This window comes from Streptacidiphilus neutrinimicus, from assembly GCF_000787815.1.
Lineage (GTDB): Bacteria > Actinomycetota > Actinomycetes > Streptomycetales > Streptomycetaceae > Streptacidiphilus > Streptacidiphilus neutrinimicus.
The window spans coordinates 15,967-32,326 of record NZ_BBPO01000045.1; the positions used below are offsets into that span (position 1 = coordinate 15,967).

General features: G+C 73.9%; 9 protein-coding genes. 7 read left to right on the forward strand and 2 right to left on the reverse strand.

Going from position 1 to position 16,360, the window contains the following annotated elements; translation table 11 throughout:
• Positions 1–101: 101 nt before the first annotated feature.
• A complete protein-coding gene (locus tag TR48_RS25440) occupies positions 102–4,007 on the reverse strand; it encodes a Pls/PosA family non-ribosomal peptide synthetase (protein WP_084729751.1) in 3,906 nt (1,301 codons plus the stop codon).
• Between the two features lie 520 nt (positions 4,008–4,527).
• Between TR48_RS25440 and TR48_RS25445 the strand changes: the two genes are divergently transcribed.
• The 7 genes from TR48_RS25445 (at position 4,528) to TR48_RS25475 (ending at position 13,460) form a co-directional block, all read left to right on the forward strand.
• On the forward strand, positions 4,528–5,064 hold the full coding sequence (locus TR48_RS25445) for a gluconokinase (protein ID WP_084729752.1): 537 nt from the start codon (positions 4,528–4,530) through the stop codon (positions 5,062–5,064).
• 129 nt (positions 5,065–5,193) lie between these two features.
• The gene (locus TR48_RS25450; RefSeq protein ID WP_042371380.1) at positions 5,194–6,243 is read left to right on the forward strand and encodes an NAD(P)-dependent alcohol dehydrogenase; all 1,050 of its coding nucleotides are present in this window, start codon (positions 5,194–5,196) and stop codon (positions 6,241–6,243) included.
• A 14-nt stretch (positions 6,244–6,257) separates the two neighbouring features.
• Positions 6,258–8,087, forward strand: a complete 1,830-nt coding sequence (locus tag TR48_RS25455; protein ID WP_042371382.1) for a glycoside hydrolase family 15 protein — start codon at positions 6,258–6,260, stop codon at positions 8,085–8,087.
• Positions 8,084–9,454 carry a glucose-6-phosphate dehydrogenase gene (locus TR48_RS25460; RefSeq protein WP_042371384.1) on the forward strand — a complete coding sequence of 457 codons (1,371 nt, stop codon included), beginning with the start codon at positions 8,084–8,086 and terminating at the stop codon, positions 9,452–9,454. Before TR48_RS25455 ends, TR48_RS25460 begins: the two co-directional genes overlap by 4 nt.
• 211 nt (positions 9,455–9,665) lie before the next feature.
• Positions 9,666–11,507 (forward strand): SpoIIE family protein phosphatase, encoded by a 1,842-nt coding sequence (locus TR48_RS46860; protein ID WP_084729753.1) that lies wholly within the window; start codon positions 9,666–9,668, stop codon positions 11,505–11,507.
• 100 nt (positions 11,508–11,607) lie between these two features.
• Positions 11,608–12,627 (forward strand): ATP-binding cassette domain-containing protein, encoded by a 1,020-nt coding sequence (locus TR48_RS25470; protein WP_042371386.1) that lies wholly within the window; start codon positions 11,608–11,610, stop codon positions 12,625–12,627.
• On the forward strand, positions 12,624–13,460 hold the full coding sequence (locus tag TR48_RS25475; RefSeq protein WP_042371388.1) for an ABC transporter permease: 837 nt from the start codon (positions 12,624–12,626) through the stop codon (positions 13,458–13,460). Before TR48_RS25470 ends, TR48_RS25475 begins: the two co-directional genes overlap by 4 nt.
• 81 nt (positions 13,461–13,541) lie before the next feature.
• On the opposite strand, the gene TR48_RS25480 is transcribed toward TR48_RS25475, so the two are convergent.
• Positions 13,542–16,360 (reverse strand): ATP-binding protein (locus tag TR48_RS25480; RefSeq protein WP_236652323.1); only part of this gene is annotated, 2,819 nt, incomplete at its 5' end.

The following is a 16,360-nucleotide window of genomic DNA, read 5'->3' on the forward strand; positions in this document are numbered from 1 at the left end:
CACGGCATATGCCGTCGTGTCGGATATTGGCCGCAAGCCCTCCGTTTTCAACCGACGGGGTGCTGTCCTCGACCTTTCCGGATGGTGTCACCGCACGACGGTCACCAGCGGGCGACCGGGTTGCCCAGCCAGCGACCGTGGTCCGGGACCGACTCGCCGCGCATGACCAGCGAGGACGGGCCGACCACCGTTCCTTCGCCCAGGCTCGAGCCGGGCAGTGCGATCGCGTGCGGACCGACCGTCGCCCCCGCGCCGACCGTGACCTCGTCCATCCGCATGAGGCGGTCGTGGAAGAGGTGCGTCTGGACCACCACACCGCGGTTGAGGGACGCCCCGTCGCCGACGCGGACCAGGTCGGTCTCTGGGAGCCAGTGCGTCTCGCACCACACGCCGCGGCCGATGCGCGCGCCGAGCGTGCGCAGCCAGAGGGCGAGGAACGGGGTGCCGATCAGCGAGCTGGCCAGCCAGGGCATGGCCAGCACCTCGACGAAGGTGTCGAAGAGCTCGTTGCGCCACACGAAGGAGCTCCACAACGGCTGCTGCCCGACCCGGAACCTGCCGACCAGCAGCCACTTCGCCGCGGTGGTGAGCAGGCAGGCGGCGGTCCCGCAGCCGAGCATCAGCGCCCCGGCCACCAGCACGCACACCGTCAGCCCGGAGGCCGTCAGCCCGCAGACGTCGAACGCCTTCTGCAGCAGCAGCACCGCGACGTCCGCGAGGAGGGCGCTCGCCAGCACCGGCGCGGTGCGGCAGAGCTCCACGGCCGCGCGGGCCCACACCAGGCGGCGCGGCGGCTCGTAGGTGCGCGCGGTCTCCGCCTGTTCGGGGTTGCGGTGCAGGGGGAAGCCGGGGCGGCCGAGCCAGGAGCCGCGGGCCGCGGCCTGCGCGGGCGCGTCGGACAGCACGCCGACCAGGGCGTCGTCGGCCAGGCCCCGGCCCGGCCCGACGATCGCGGAGTTGCCGACGAACGCGCGCCGGCCCACGGTGGCGACGCCCAGGCGCAGCCAGCCGCCGCGCGTCTCGAACGGGGCCAGCAGCGAGTCGTCGGCGAGGAACGCCTGGTCGTCGACGTGCATCAGGCCGGGAAGTCCCAGCACCGTCGAGGCCTCCACCCGGCGGCCCACCCGGGCGCCGAGCAGGCGTAGCCAGGCCGGTGTCAGCAGGCCCGCGTAGAGCGGGAAGAGGGTCCGCCGGGCGGTGTCCATGAGCCGGTGCACCAGCCACGCGCACCAGGCCACCCTGCCGTGCGCGGGGTGGGTGCCGGGGACGAGCGGGCGCGAGAGCAGCCGCACGGTGGCGGCCAGGACCAGCGCGTACAGCACCGCGGTGACCAGGACCAGCGGCACGGTCAGCTCCACGACCCGGGCGCTGACCACGCCGAAGTCGGCCGTGTGCCCGACCGTCAGGTAGAGCGCCCACAGGGCCGGGGCCGCGGCGAGCAGCGGCAGCAGGGAGAGCAGCGGCAGGGTGGCGGCGTAGGCGGCCGTCCAGCGCCGGGAGCGACGGTGGTGCGGGGCCGGCCACGGGGCGAGCGGCGCGGTGTGGTCCGGCCTGGCCGGGGAGCCGTGCACGCGCTGGTGGGCGGGCACGGCGCCGTTCACGCAGCTGCCCGGTGCGACATCGGCGCCCTCGCCGACGTCCGCGCCCGGCATCAGCATGCTGCGCGTGCCGACGCGCGCCCCGGCGCCGACCCGGACGGCGCCCAGGTGGAGCACGTCGCCGTCGAGCCACCAGCCGGCCAGATCGGCCTCCGGCTCCACGGAGCAGCCGTCACCGAAGTCGGCGAGGCCGGTGACCGGCGGCATGGCGTGGAGGTCGACGTTCGCCCCCACCCGGCAGCCGAGCATCCGGGCGTAGCGGGGCGCCATCGGGGTGCCGATCACGGAGGCGATGTTGAATCCGGCCGCGACCCGCTCGGCCGTCCACAGCCGCAAGTGCACCAGTCCGCCGCGCGGGTGAGTGCCCGGTCGCAGACGGGCCGTCAGCGCCCGTGCGCTCAGCACGCCGACGGTGGCGCGCCCCGGCGAGCTGGACAGCAGCAGCCAGCCCGCGCCGATCAGCCACCAGGAGGTGTGCACGGTCCAGGGCAGCGGGCCGATCAGGTCGTCCAGTGCGGCCAGTACGAGCACCCACTGCAGGCCGGACAGGACCGAGAGCGCCGCCAGGACCCCGGCCTGGTACGCGCCGACCAGCCGCGAGGTGGGACGGACCTCGCGGCGGTCCCCGGTCGGCGCGGCCACCTCGTCCAAGCGCCGGGCGAACTCCCCCAGCCGCGGGCTCTGGTACAGGTCGGCGACGCCGATCCCCGGGTGGCGGTCGCGCAGCGCGGAGATGAGCCGGGCGGCGCTCAGGCTGCTGCCGCCCAGGGCGAAGAAGTCGCTGTCGGCGTCGACCGGGACGCCGAGCAGCTGGTGCCACCGTTCGGCCAGCCACCGCGCGGTACCGGTCAACTCAGGACCCGTGCCCGGCGGTTCGTCGGCGGTCGGCAGCGGCCAGGGCAGGGCCGCGCGGTCGACCTTGCCCGAGGTCCTGGTGGGCAGTTCGGGAAGCACCGCGAGGACCGGGACCAGGGCTGCGGGCAGGCGTTCCAGGAGTCGGCGGCGACCGTCCGCGCGGTCGAACGGCGATGCGGAGTCCTCCGGGACCAGGTAGCCGACCAGGATCTGGCCGCCCGCCGCCGTGCTCTTGACCGACGCGGCCGCCGCGCGGACGCCGGGCAGGGCCAGCAGCGCGGCCTCGACCTCGCCGAGCTCGATCCGGCGCCCACCCAGCTTGACCTGGTCGTCGGCGCGCCCGACGAAGACCAGGCCCTCCGGATCGGCGCGGACCAGGTCGCCACTGCGGTAGACGCGCTGGCCCGGCAGGGCGGCATGGGAGCGGAACTTGGCCCGGTCCTTCTCCGCGTCGAGGTAGCGCGCCGTACCGACGCCCGCGATGAGCAGTTCGCCGGTGCCGCCCCAGGGGACCTCACGGCCCTCCGGATCGACGACCGCCACCTGCCAGCCGGCCAGCGGGTGGCCGATGCGCACCGGCTGCCCGGCCCGCAGGCGCGCGGCGCAGGCCACCACCGTGGTCTCGGTGGGGCCGTAGGTGTTCCACACCTCGCGTCCCGGCCTGTCGAGGCGCTCGACGAGCTCGGCGGGACACGCCTCGCCGCCGACGATCAGCAGCCGGACGCCGTCGAGCGCCTCGACCGGCCACAGCGCGGCGAGGGTGGGTACGGTGGAGACCACCGTGATCGCCCGCTCGACGAGCCACGGGCCCAGCTCGGTACCGGCCTTGACGAGCGAACGCGGCGCGGGGACCAGGCACGCGCCGTGCCGCCAGGCCAGCCACATCTCCTCGCAGGAGGCGTCGAACGCCACGGAGAGCCCAGCCAGCACGCGGTCGCCGGGGCCGAGCGGCGCGTCGGCGAGGAACAGCCCCGCCTCAGCCTCCACGAACGCCGCGGCGCTGCGGTGGCTGACCGCGACGCCCTTGGGGCGGCCGGTGGTTCCGGAGGTGAAGATGACCCAGGCGTCGTCCGACGGGCCGGGCGGACCGGCGCGGTGCCCGGGAGTCCCGGGGCCTTCCAGGATGCGGCCCTCGGAGCCGATGACCGCGCAGACGCCCGCGTCCTGCCACACCATGGCGGCCCGCTCGTCGGGGTCGTCGACGTCGACCGGGACATAGGCGGCTCCCGCGTGCAGCACGCCGAGGATGGCGACGTACAGCTCCGCCGTCCCGGAGGGCGCGCGCACCCCCACGCGGTCGCCCGGGCCGACGCCGCGACGGACGAGCACCGCGGCGACGCCCTCGGCGGCCGTGCGCAGCCCCGCGTAGTCGAGCACCACCCCGTCCGCGTCAAGCGCCGCCGCGGTCGGCGCCGCCCGCACCGTCGCGTCGAAGAGTTCCAGGAGCGTGGCGGGTGGGGCCGGCGGCCCGGCGGGCCATCGCGCGGGGCGTGGGCTGACCGCGACCGAGGACGTGGGGGTCGGGATGCGCGTCGGAGCAGGGGTGAGCGTCATGAGCAGTCCTTCGAGGAGCGGCGGCCGAGGAGTGTCACGGCCGGAAGGCACGACAGAGCAAGCGCTCTGAAACAGTGAAAGTGGCGTCGCGCGGATCGGCTCCGCGTGCGAGGGAAAGGTGAAATCCCTTGGGCCTGCGACCGTGCGTGCGCCTACCGGGCGGCTATGGAAGCGCCGAATCCCAGGTGTTCAGAAACCGGGGCCGGCTGGGCGAGGAGCAGGACGGTTGGTGCCATGGACCAAGTCTTCGCGATCAATCGCCGCACCTCGTACCGTTGCCGCACCATCTCAGTCTCTTCCCACCGGACTTCCAGGAAATTCTCAGACAGTACCGCCGACGCCCGCGCGGTGAGCCCGCTTTTGATCGACCATTAATTTATTCTGCGCAAGGATGGTCGCTTTTCGCGCACGTGACCGACGGAAGTTCTCCAAAGGGAAATAGACGTTCATCAAGGCGGGGGGAGTCACTTCGCGGTGTTGACGCACCCGCCCTGCCGTCGACTCAGATCAGGAGCAATCGATGTCCGCCAGCAGCTCGCGACGCCCGCCCCGGGTGGTGGTGATGGGCGTCTCCGGCGTCGGCAAGACGACCGTGGCCCGGCTGCTCGCCGAACGGCTGGGCGTTCCCCTGGGGGACGCGGACGACCTGCACCCGCCGGCCAACATCGCCAAGATGGCCGCCGGCATCCCGCTCGACGACGCGGACCGCCGGCCCTGGCTGGAGGCGATCGGCCGCTGGCTGCGCGAGCGGGACGGCACCGGCGGCGTGGTGGCGTGCTCGGCGCTCAAGCGCGGCCACCGGGACATCCTGCGCTCGGCCTGTCCAGCCGTGGTCTTCCTCCATCTGACGGCGGGCCGTGACCTGCTGGCACGGCGGATCGGCGGTCGCCGCGGCCACTTCATGCCCGCCTCCCTGCTCGGCTCCCAGCTCGCGGAGCTCGAACCGCTCGGCCCCGACGAGCGCGGCGCCACGCTCGACGCCGCCGCGGAACCCGACCAGGTCACCCGGACGGCTGCGGAGCTGCTGGCCCGGTGGGACGACCGGGATTCCGGGTGAATCCGGCCGAACGTCCGGATGACGCCGGTTCCCCGGGTGCGCCGCGTCGTCGTCCGGTCGAGCATGAAGGCGTACCTGGCAGCAGGACGCGTCGACGCGGGCGCGCCGCGCAAGAGGTCTGGAGCGCGCATGAAGGCGTTCGTGATGAAGGAGATCGGTCGCGTCGGCGTCATGGCCAAGCCGGTGCCGCGCCCCGGACCGGGCGACGCCGTCGTCAGGACGACCCGGGCACTCATCTGCACCTCGGACACCCACACCGTGATGGGCGGCATCGGGCCGCGCGAGGATCTGACCCTCGGCCACGAGGCGGTGGGCGTGGTCCACGAGGTCGGCAGCGAGGTCCGGCACTTCGCGCCCGGTGACCGGGTCCTCGTCGGCGCCATCACCCCCGACTGGGGCGATCCGGCCTCCCAGAACGGCCACTCCTCGCAGTCCGGCGGCCCGCTCGGCGGCTGGAAGTTCGCCAACGTCAAGGACGGCGTCTTCGCCGAGTACTTCCACGTCAACGAGGCCGACGCCAACATGGCCCGGATCCCCGACGACGTCTCCGACGACGCGGCGGTCTACTGCGCCGACATGCTCTCGACCGGGTTCATGGGCGCCGAGCACGGCGCCATCCCGATCGGCGGAACGGTGGCCGTGCTCGCCCAGGGCCCGGTCGGGCTGATGGCGACGGCCGGGGCGCGGCTGCGCGGGGCCGGGAGGGTCATCGGGGTCGAGTCGGTGCCCGGCCGCCAGAAGCTGGTGCGCCTCTACGGGGCGGACGAGATCGTCGACTTCACCCGGGAGGACGTCGTCGAGCGGGTGATGGAACTGACCGACGGTGAGGGCGTCGACACCGCGATCGAGGCGCTCGGCTCCGACGCGACCTTCCAGACCTGCGTCAAGATCACCAAGCCCGGCGGGACGGTGTCCATCACCGGCTACTTCGGCGAGGGCGACTTCGTGCGGATCCCCCGGGTCGAGTGGGGCGTCGGGATGGCCGACAAGACCATCGCGACGGGGCTGTGCCCCGGCGGGCGGCTGCGCATTGAGCGGCTGCTGCGCCTGCTGCAGGCCAAGCGCGTCGACCCCACTCATCTGACGAGCCATCAGTTCGGCTTCGACGACATCGAGCGGGCGTTCGAGGTGATGGACAAGAAGCTCGACGACGTCGTCAAGCCTCTGATCGTCTTCTAGGAGGCGCGGGGCCCATGCTCGATCTCGATCCGCCCTTCCGGCCGGTGCGCCGACGGGACGGCTACCTTCCACTGGAGGACCACGGGCTCATCGGGGACGGCACCACGGCGGCCCTGGTCGGGCTGGACGGCTCCGTCGGGTGGATGTGCCTGCCCCGCTTCGGCTCCGAGCCGCTCTTCTGCGGCCTGCTCGACCACGCCCGCGGCGGCCACTTCACGGTGGCGCCGGAGGGCCTGACGGAGGCCCGGCAGCGCTACGAGGCCGACTCGGGCGTCCTCACCACCGAGATGCGCGGCCCGAGCGGCCTCGTCCGGGTCACCGACGCCCTGGTCCTGCGGTCCGGCGCCGACCTGACCGACGACGTGGCCCAGAGCCGCGCCGAGCTCGTCCGCTCGGCGGTCGTGCTCGACGGCGAGGTCCGCCTGCGGGTCGAGCTGGAGCCGCGCGGCGGGGCGACGGCCCGCGCCCGGTTCAGCGGGCTGGAGGTGCAGGCGCCCAGGCGGCCGGACCTGCAGCTGCACCTGCGCTCCAACCGGCCGCTCGACTCGCTGCGCAGCACGCACGAGCTGCGCCGGGGCGACCGGCTGGACCTGGTCCTGTCCTGGGGGCGCTTCCACCGCCACCACCGCTTCGACGCGGAGGCGATGCTGCGCGGCACCGTCGACGCCTGGCGCCGCTGGATGGCCGGATTCCGCTACGACGGCCCGCAGGAGCAGCTCGTGCGGCGCTCCGCGATCACCCTGAAGCTGTGCGACGACTGGGCCAACGGCTCGCTGGTCGCGGCGCCGACCTCCTCCTTGCCCGCGCCGATCGGCGGCGTCCGCAACTGGGACTACCGCTACACCTGGATCCGCGACGCCGCCTACGCGGTGTTCGCCATGCGCCGCATCGGCTTCGGCGGGGAGGCCGACGCCTTCCTCGGCTGGGTGCTCGACGCGTTCGAGCGCAGCGGCCGGCCGCGGATCATGTACGACCTCGACGGCCGTCCGGTGCCCGACGAGGTCGAGGACGCCGAACTGGAGGGCTACCGCCGCTCCGCCCCGGTGCGCTGGGGCAACGGCGCGGCCGACCAGCGCCAGCACGACGTCTACGGCGAGGTGCTGGACTGCGCGGACCAGTGGCTGCGCGCCGGCGGCCGGCTCGAGCCCGCCCTGTGGGCGGGCCTCTCCGGCCTCGCGGACGCCGCCGAGACCGCCTGGACCCAGCCCGACCAGGGCATCTGGGAGGTGCGCAGCGAGGGCCGGGTGTTCACCTACTCGGCGGCGATGTGCCAGGTGGCGCTGGACCGGGCGGCCGTGATCGGCGAGCGGCTGGGGCTCCCCGAGAAGACCGCCGGATGGCGGGCCTCGGCCGAGAGGCTGCGTGCCCTGATCCTGGAGCAGTCCTGGGACGAGGACGCGCGGACCCTCAGCGAGCACCTCGACGGCGGCGGCGGACTGGACGCCAGCCTGCTGGCCCTCCCGCTGCGCCAGGTGGTCCCGGCCGACCACCCGCGCATGGTGGCGACGACCGCGGCGGTCGCCGACCGCCTCTCCGCAGGCGACGGCCTGCTCTACCGCTATCTGCACGACGACTCCCCCGACGGGCTGCCCGGCGACGAGGGCGCCTTCGTACTGTGCAGCTTCTGGCTCGTCGACAACCTGATCGGACAGGGCCGGACCGACGAGGCCGCGCGGCTGTACGACTCGCTGTGCGACCGCGCGAGCCCGCTCGGCCTGCTGTCGGAGCAGATCGACCCCTCGACGGGAGCCTTCATGGGCAACTTCCCCCAGGCGTTCAGCCACATCGGCGTCATCGCCAGCGGCGTGAACCTGGCCCGGGCGAGGGCGGGCGGCAGGTCATGATCGACCGGCTGGTCGTCTTCGGCGCGACCGGGGACCTCAGCGCGCGCTACCTGCTTCCGGGGCTGGCCGCCCTGCACGCCTCCGGCTACCTCGGCTCCGGCTTCCGGCTGGTCGGCGCCGACCGGAGCACCTGGGACAGCGGGCGGTTCCGCGCCTGGGCCACCGAGCAGCTCGACCGCCATGCCGCCGCCTACCCGGCCGCCGCCAGGCGGGCCGTCGCCGACGCCGCCGGGTTCCGGCGCGCCGACGTCACCGACCCCGCCGAGGTGGCGGCGGCCATCGCTGGCGAGGGACCGGTCGCCGTCTACCTCGCCCTGCCCCCGGCGCTCTTCCCCGCCGCGGTGAGCTCCCTGCACCGGGCGGGCCTTCCCGACGGCAGCCGGATCGTGCTGGAGAAGCCGTTCGGCGAGGACCTGGACGGCGCGGTGGAGCTCAACCGGCTCCTGGCCGACCTGGTCCCCGAACCGGCGGTGTTCCGGGTCGACCACTTCCTCGCCATGACCACCGTCCAGAACCTGCTCGGCAGCAGGCTCGCCAACCGGGTCCTGGAGCCGATCTGGAACAGCACGCACATCGCCGAGGTGGACATCGTCTGGGACGAGACCCTCGCGCTGGAGGGCCGGGCCGGCTACTACGACGGCGTCGGCGCGCTCAAGGACATGCTCCAGAACCACCTGCTGCAACTGCTGTGCCTGGTGGCCATGGAGCCGCCGGTCAGCCTCGACGAACGCGACCTGCGCAACCGCAAGGTCGACGTGCTGCGCTCGGTGCGGCCGCTGACCGAGGCCGACGTCGTGCGCCGGACCCGCCGCGCGCGGTACACCTCCGGCCGGATCGACGGACGCGAGATCCCTTCCTACACCGGCGAGGACGGCGTGGACCCGGCGCGCCGCACCGAGACCTTCGCCGAGGTCGAGCTGGAACTGGACAACTGGCGCTGGTCGGGGACCGTCTTCCGGCTGCGCAGCGGCAAGGCGCTCGGCGCCGACCGCAAGGAGGTGGCCGTCCACTTCCGGCCCGTCCCCCACCTGCCGTTCGGCGCGGACGAGGAGGCCCGGCCGAACCTGCTGCGCTTCGGCCTCGACCCCGAGGACCTGACCCTGCAGCTGACCGGCACGGGCACGGGCACCCACACCCTGGCGCCGCTGACGCTCTCCGCGCGGATGCAGCCGCCGGAGCTGCCCGCCTACGGCCGCCTGCTCCTCGACGTGCTGGCCGGCGACCCCGCCCTGTCCATCCGCGGCGACGAGGCGGAGGAGGCCTGGCGCATCCTGGCCCCCGTCCTGTCGGCCTGGTCCCGCGACCTCGTCCCCCTCCACGAGTACCCCGCCGGCTCCCCCGGCCCGCCGCCCGACGCAGCCGACTAGGGTCTCTCCCGCACGCGCGCCCCCGACGTCCCAGGAGCACCGCATGGACCTCGTTCCCGGCAACTCGCTCGTCGCCGGCGCCCACGTGGCCGCCCTTGAATTCTCCCCCCGCGCGGCCGTCGGCGACCACCGGCGTTGACGTGCTGCGGTTCGAAGCCGTCACTTCGCGGGAGACTTGAGGGAATCGCACCGGGAGAGGACATCGCGCCGCATGGCTGATTCACCTTTGCTGTCCCTGCGCGGCGTCTCCAAGCGCTTCGGCGCCGTACGAGCGCTCGTGGACGTCGACCTCGACGTGCGAGCGGGCGAGGTGGTGGCCGTCGTCGGCGAGAGCGGCGCGGGCAAGTCCACCCTGGTCCGGGTGATGGCGGGCGTCGAAGCGCCGGACAGCGGCACCGCCACGTGGTGCGGCGACCCCCTGGACCTGCGCAGGCCGCGGGCCTTCCGGCGGCTCGGCGTGGCCGCAGTCCACCAGGACCAGCAGCTGTGCCTCAATCTCGACGTCATCTCCCAGCTCTTCCTCGGACGGGAGTTGCGCCGCTTCGGGCTCCTGGACGAGGTCGGCATGGAGCAGCAGGCACGCGAGCTGCTGGACCGTCTGCAGGTGCGCCTGGCCGACCTGCACGCCCCGCTGGCGGCCCTGACCGCCGCGGAGCGTCAGTCGGTCGCCATCGCGGGGGCGCTGATCGACAGTCCGAACCTGCTCCTGCTGGACGAGCCCACGGCCGGGCTCGACCCCCAGCAGAGCGCGCTCCTGCTCCGGCTGGTACATCGGCTGCGCCGCAGCCGGATGGGGATCGTGCTGGTCAGTCACAACATCGACGACGTGCTGGAGGTCGCCGACCGCGTCGCCGTGCTCCGCCTGGGCCGGAACACGGGGGTCTTCGAGACCCGTTACGCCAGCCAGGAGCAGATCGTCTCGGCCGTGACCGGCAATCAGATCCTCGCCGCCGCGCTGCAACGCAGCCTGCTGCCGCTGGACCTGCCGAAGCTCGAGACCGTTGACACGGCCGTCCGCTACCTCCCGGCGCAGTCCGGCGCGGGCGGCGACTGGTTCGACGTCATCCCGCTGTCCGGCGCCCGGGTCGCCCTGGTCGTCGGCGACGTGGTCGGCCACGGCCTCAGCGCCGCCGCGACGATGGGACGGCTGCGCACGGCCGTCCACAACGTCTCCCATCTCAACCTCCCTCCCGCCGAGCTGCTCGCCCATCTGGACGACGTCGTCAGCCGCCTGGACGAGGAACGCGGGGCCGCGGGCGGGCACAACGACATCATCGGCGCCACCTGCGTCTACGCCGTCTACGACCCGGTCGCCCGGCAGGTGGCGCTCGCCCGCGCCGGGCACGTGCCGCCGCTGCTGGTCCAACCGGACGGCAGCGCGGCCTTCGTCGACGTCCCGGCCGGACCGCCGCTGGGCCTCGGCGGGATGCCCTTCGAGGCGGTCGAGCTGCCACTGCCGGACGGCGCCCAGCTCCTGCTCTACACCGACGGCCTGGTCGAGCGCCGCGACCGCGACATCGACGCCGGACTGGACCGGCTGCGCAGTGCGGTCCGCCAGGAGGGGGACTCCTCCCCCGCCCGCCTGTGCGACGCCGTCGTCTCCGCCCTGCTACCCGACGACGAGGCCCGCGAGGCGGCCGACGACGTCGCCCTGCTGGTCACCCGGGCCCGCGGGCTCCCCGCCGACCACGTGGCCTGCTTCGACGTCCCCGAGGACCCGGCGGCGGTCGCCGAGGTCCGCGCCAAGGCGGCGCGTCAGCTGCACCGTTGGAACCTCGACGACCTCGCGTTCACCACCGAGCTGATCCTCAGTGAGCTGATCACCAACGCCATCCGCCACGCCTCCGGCCCGATCACCGTCCGGCTGCTCCGCACCCGTTCCCTGGTCTGCGAGGTCTCCGACGGCAGCAGCACCGCGCCGCACGTGCGCTACGCGGCCAGCACGGACGAGGGCGGGCGCGGTCTGTTCCTGGTGGCCCACATGTCGGAGCGCTGGGGCACCCGCTACACCGACCGGGGCAAGATCATCTGGACGGAGCAGCGCCTGCCCTGAATCGTCTGTCAGCGGTTTGTCAGCGGGGTCTGTCAGCGTTTCGTCAGCGGCGACGGCGCCGTATCAGCGCGCTGTCAGCGGGGTCCGGCACCTTGAGGGCATGACGCGAACCGACAAGAACCCCGAATCCGGCCGCCCGGTGGCCGTGTCCGTGCGGGGGCTGGTCAAGCACTTCGGCGAGACCAAGGCGCTCGACGGCGTGGACCTGGACGTGCACGAGGGCACCGTCCTCGGTGTCCTCGGCCCGAACGGCGCCGGCAAGACCACCCTCGTCCGGTGCCTGTCCACCCTGATCACGCCCGACGCCGGCCAGGCCGTCGTCGCAGGCTACGACGTGGTGCGCCAGCCCCGGCAGCTGCGCCGGGTGATAGGCCTCACCGGTCAGTACGCCTCGGTGGACGAGAAGCTCTCCGGCCGGGAGAACCTGTACCTCATCGGCCGACTGCTGGACCTGTCCCGCAAGGAGGCCCGCTCCCGGGCGGACGCGCTGCTGGAGCGGTTCTCGCTCACCGACGCCGCGACCCGGCCGGCCCGCACCTACTCCGGCGGCATGCGCCGCCGCCTCGACCTCGCCGCGTCGATGATCGGTCGGCCGCACGTCCTGTACCTGGACGAGCCGACGACCGGGCTCGACCCCCGCACCCGCAACGAGGTGTGGGCCGAGGTCACCCACATGGTCCGCGAGGGCGTGACCGTCCTGCTGACCACCCAGTACATGGAGGAGGCCGAGCAGCTGGCCTCCGAACTGACCGTCATCGACCGCGGCCGGGTCATCGCCAACGGCGGGATCGACGAGCTCAAGGCCAAGGTCGGCGGCCGCACCCTGCGGATCCGTCCGGCCGACCCGCTGCAGCTGCACCCGCTGGCGCAGGCCCTGGAGCAGCACCGGCCAGGCGGCCCCGTCCCCGCCGTCCCCACCGAGTCCGGCGAGGTCCTGGTGCCGATCGTCAGCGACGACCAGCTGACCGCCGTCGTCGCCGAGGTCACCGCCCGCGGCGTCACCATCGGCTCGATCTCCGTCGAGCTGCCCAGCCTGGACGAAGTGTTCCTGTCTCTCACCGGTGAGAAGGCCTCCGCTCCCCAGCAGGCCGCGCCGGAGCTCGAGGAGGTCGCCGTATGAGCACCGCCACCCTGTCCCCGACGGCCCCCACCATCACGATCGAGGCCGACCCCAAGATCAGCCTGCGCGGCCATATCCGCCACACCGGCGCGCTGATCCGCCGCAACCTGCTGTGGATCAAGCAGGATCCGGAGTCCATGATGGACGCGGTGCTGATGCCGGTCATCTTCACCCTGCTCTTCGTCTACGTCTTCGGCGGCTCGATCGGACAGGCGCTCGGCGGCGGTCAGAGCGCGTACGTCCAGTACGTGATCCCGGGCATGGTCGCGATGATGAGCATGAACATCGCGCAGGGCGTCGGCACCGGCTTCAACGAGGACTTCAACAAGGGCATCATGGACCGCTTCCGGTCCCTGCCGATCGGGCGCGGCTCCGTGCTGGTCGCGAAGATCTCGGTGGAGCTGGTCCGGCTCCTCGTGGCCGTCACGATCCAGATGGTCGTCGCGCTCCTGGTCGGCTTCGACATCAACGGCCACTGGCTCGGCCTGCTGGCGGCCGTCGGGCTGACGGCGCTGTTCGGCTCCGCCATCATGTGGATCTTCCTGGTCCTCGGCGTGACGATGAAGAACGCCCAGTCCGTCCAGGCGATGGGCTTCCTGGTGATGATGCCGCTGCAGTTCGGGTCGTCGATCTTCGCGCCGACCAACTCGATGCCGGGCTGGCTGGAGAGCTTCACCAAGTACAACCCGATGTCCGGCCTCGCGGACGCCTCCCGCGGCCTGATGACCGGCGGCCCGATCGCCCACGGGCTGACCGTGACGCTCGCCTGGACCATCGGTCTGACGCTGGCCATGGCCCCGGTGGCGATCCGCAAGTTCACCCGGAAGGCCTGACCGGCCCCACCCCGGTCCGCCCCACCCCGGTCCGCCCCACCCCGGTCCGCCTCACCCCGGTCCGCGTCACCCCGGTCCGCGTCACAGCAGGGCGGCGGCCTCCCTCACGGAGAGGCCGCCGCCCTCGGCGTAGGCGCGGTCGTACCCCGGCTCGTCGAGCAGGGCCCGCACCTCCGCCTCGGCCGCGGCGCGCCAGCGCAGCTCGGTCGAGGCCCTGACGTGGCCGGGCGGCAGCGACGCGTCCGCCGCGCCGACGAGCCGCGCGGCGCGCAGCACGCTGGCGTCGTCGCCGCGCTGGGCGAGGGCGCGGGCCGCGGTGAGCAGGTGCTGCGCCACCAGATGCGGCATGATCACCGAAACGAGCGGGTCGTCGCCGAGGTCGAGGGCGCGCGCCACCAGCTCCAGCGCGGCGTCGGTGCGCCGGTCGAGGACCTCGATCATCGCCTCCATCCCGGCGAGCACACCGTGGACGAAGGGCGCGTCGTTGGAGGTGGCGTCCTCGCGCAGCAGGGCGAGCTGCTCGCGCGCCTCGGCGGTGCGGCCGGTCTCGCCGAGCCGACCGACCAGGAACATCCGGGCCGCCGGGCGCGCCTCGTTGGTGAGCCGCCGGGACGGCTCCAGGGTCTCCCACAGCAGTTGCTCGCCGCGCTCCCCCAGCCCCTGCTCGATCAGCACCTGACCGAGCCGCACCTGAAGCAGCGTCACCTGGGTGTAGGCGCCCATCTCCTCAGCGACCTGGCGGGCGCGGGTGTAGTCCTCGGTGGCCTCGACGTAGCGTCCGAGCTTCTCGTGCGCCTCACCACGGGCCGACAGCGTCTCGGCGACACCCCATTCGTCGCCCAGCCGGCTGAACAGCTCCATGGCCTCGTCCGCGTCCGACAGTGCCTGGTGCGCCCACTCGCTGCGGTTGGCGAGGAGGTTGGCCCGCAGCTGCAGGACGAGCGCGAGCTCCCAGTCGTAGCCGAGCTCACGACAGGTGCGCGCGGTCAGGTCGGTGAGCTCGAGCAGGCGGTCCGGGTCGCCGGACATCAGCACCGCGAAGTACCAGACGTTGCCGGGCGGGCGGCAGGCCTGCGGCAGGTCGGCGCGGTAGGTGGCGATGATCGCGCGCAGCCGGGCCTGGCCCGCCTCGGACTTCCACTGCTCCGTGTCGGTGTCCAGATACGCGAGCCGGTGCAGCTGGACCTGGCGACGGGCCTCGTCGAGCAGCTCCCCCGTCAGCGGCGGCGGCACGTCCGTGCAGCGCTCGAGCAGCGGCGGCGCGGGGCGCACCGGGCCGGCGAACGGGTCCGGGCCGAGCCCCGAGGCCGCCTCCGCCCACGCACGCGCGTCGGTGCGCAGGTCCCGCATCTGCCAGAACCAGCTGAGCGACAGGACGAGGCTGATCGCCTCCTGCTCGTCGCGGGCGTCGACGGCGCGGCGGAGCGCGGTGCGCAGGTTCTCGTAGTCGCGTTCGAGCCGCGCGATCGCCGCGCGCTGGCCGTGCCCGCGCAGCAGCGGATCGGTGGTGCGGGCGAGTTCGCGGTAGTACGTCAGGTGCGCGCGCTCGGCCTCGGCCCGCCGCCCGCGCTCGTCCAGCCGGTCGCCCGCGTACTCGGCGACGGTCTCCAGCAGCCGGTAGCGCATGCCCGCGTCGCCCTCGTCGGGCCGGGCCACCACCAGCGACTTGTCGACCAGCGACGCCAGGGCGTCCAGGGCGTCCGGCCCGCAGACGGCCTCGGCCGCGTCCAGGTCGCAGCCGCCCCGGAACACGGACAGCGCCGAGAGCACCTCCCGCTCGGACTCGTCCAGCAGCTCCCAGGACCAGTCCACCACCGCGCGCAGCGTTTGCTGCCGGGGCAGCGCGGTACGGGCGCCGGAGGTGAGCAGCCGGAACCGGTCGTCGAGCCGGTCGGCGATCTGCCGGGGCGTCAGCATCCGCAGGCGGGCGGCCGCGAGTTCGATGGCCAGCGGCAGCCCGTCCAGGCGACGGCAGATCTCCGCGACCGCCTCCGGGTCCTCGTCCGGGGTGAACCCCGGCCGCACGGCGCTGCCGCGCTCGCCGAACAGCCGCAGCGCGTAGGGCTGCGGCAGCGGCTCTACCGGACGCAGCAGCTCCCCCGGCACGCCGAGCGGCTCGCGGCTGGTCGCGAGCACGGTCAGGCCGGGGCAGCGGGCGAGGAGTTGCTCCGCCAGCTCGGCGGCGGCGTCGATCACGTGCTCGCAGTTGTCGAGGACGAGCAGCAGGCGACGTGCGGCACAGTGCTCGACCAGCCGGGCGAGCGGGTCGTCGCCGTGCCGCTCCCCGACGGCGCGCAGCTCCTCGGCGCCGGCGCCGTGGAGCACGGTCTCGCGCACCCCGAGCGCGCTGACCACCGCCTCCGCGACCGCGCCTGGATCCCGCACGGGCGCGAGCTCGGCCAGCCACACCCCGTCCGGCGCGACCTCACCCCCGCCGAGCCCCTCCGCGGCCTCCTGCGACAACCGCGTCTTCCCCGCCCCGCCGGGACCGAGCAGCGTCACCAGCCGCACCCGTCCCAGATCGGCCCGGATCGCCTGGATATCCCCCTCCCTCCCGACGAACGAGGTCAGCCGCGCCCGCAGATTCCCCGGGGGCGCCCCGGCTCCGGCGCCCGGGGCGCCCCCGACCCCGACGCCGGACACCGGCCTGGCCCCGTCTCCAGAGCCCGAGCCGGGCGCGGAAGACCAACCGGCCACAGGTGCACTCCCCGGCACGGAGCCGTGCGGGACGGCAACGTCACCACCCGGCACGGGCACGACCCCCGCCACCGATCCAGGCCCGGCCCCAGCGCCGCCCGCAGGTGCGTCCCCCACGGCAACGCCGGGTGCAGGCGCAGCGCCGGGCCCGGCCGCCGTCCGAGCGGCCGCAGGCGCGGAACTCGGCGCCTGCCCAGAACCGG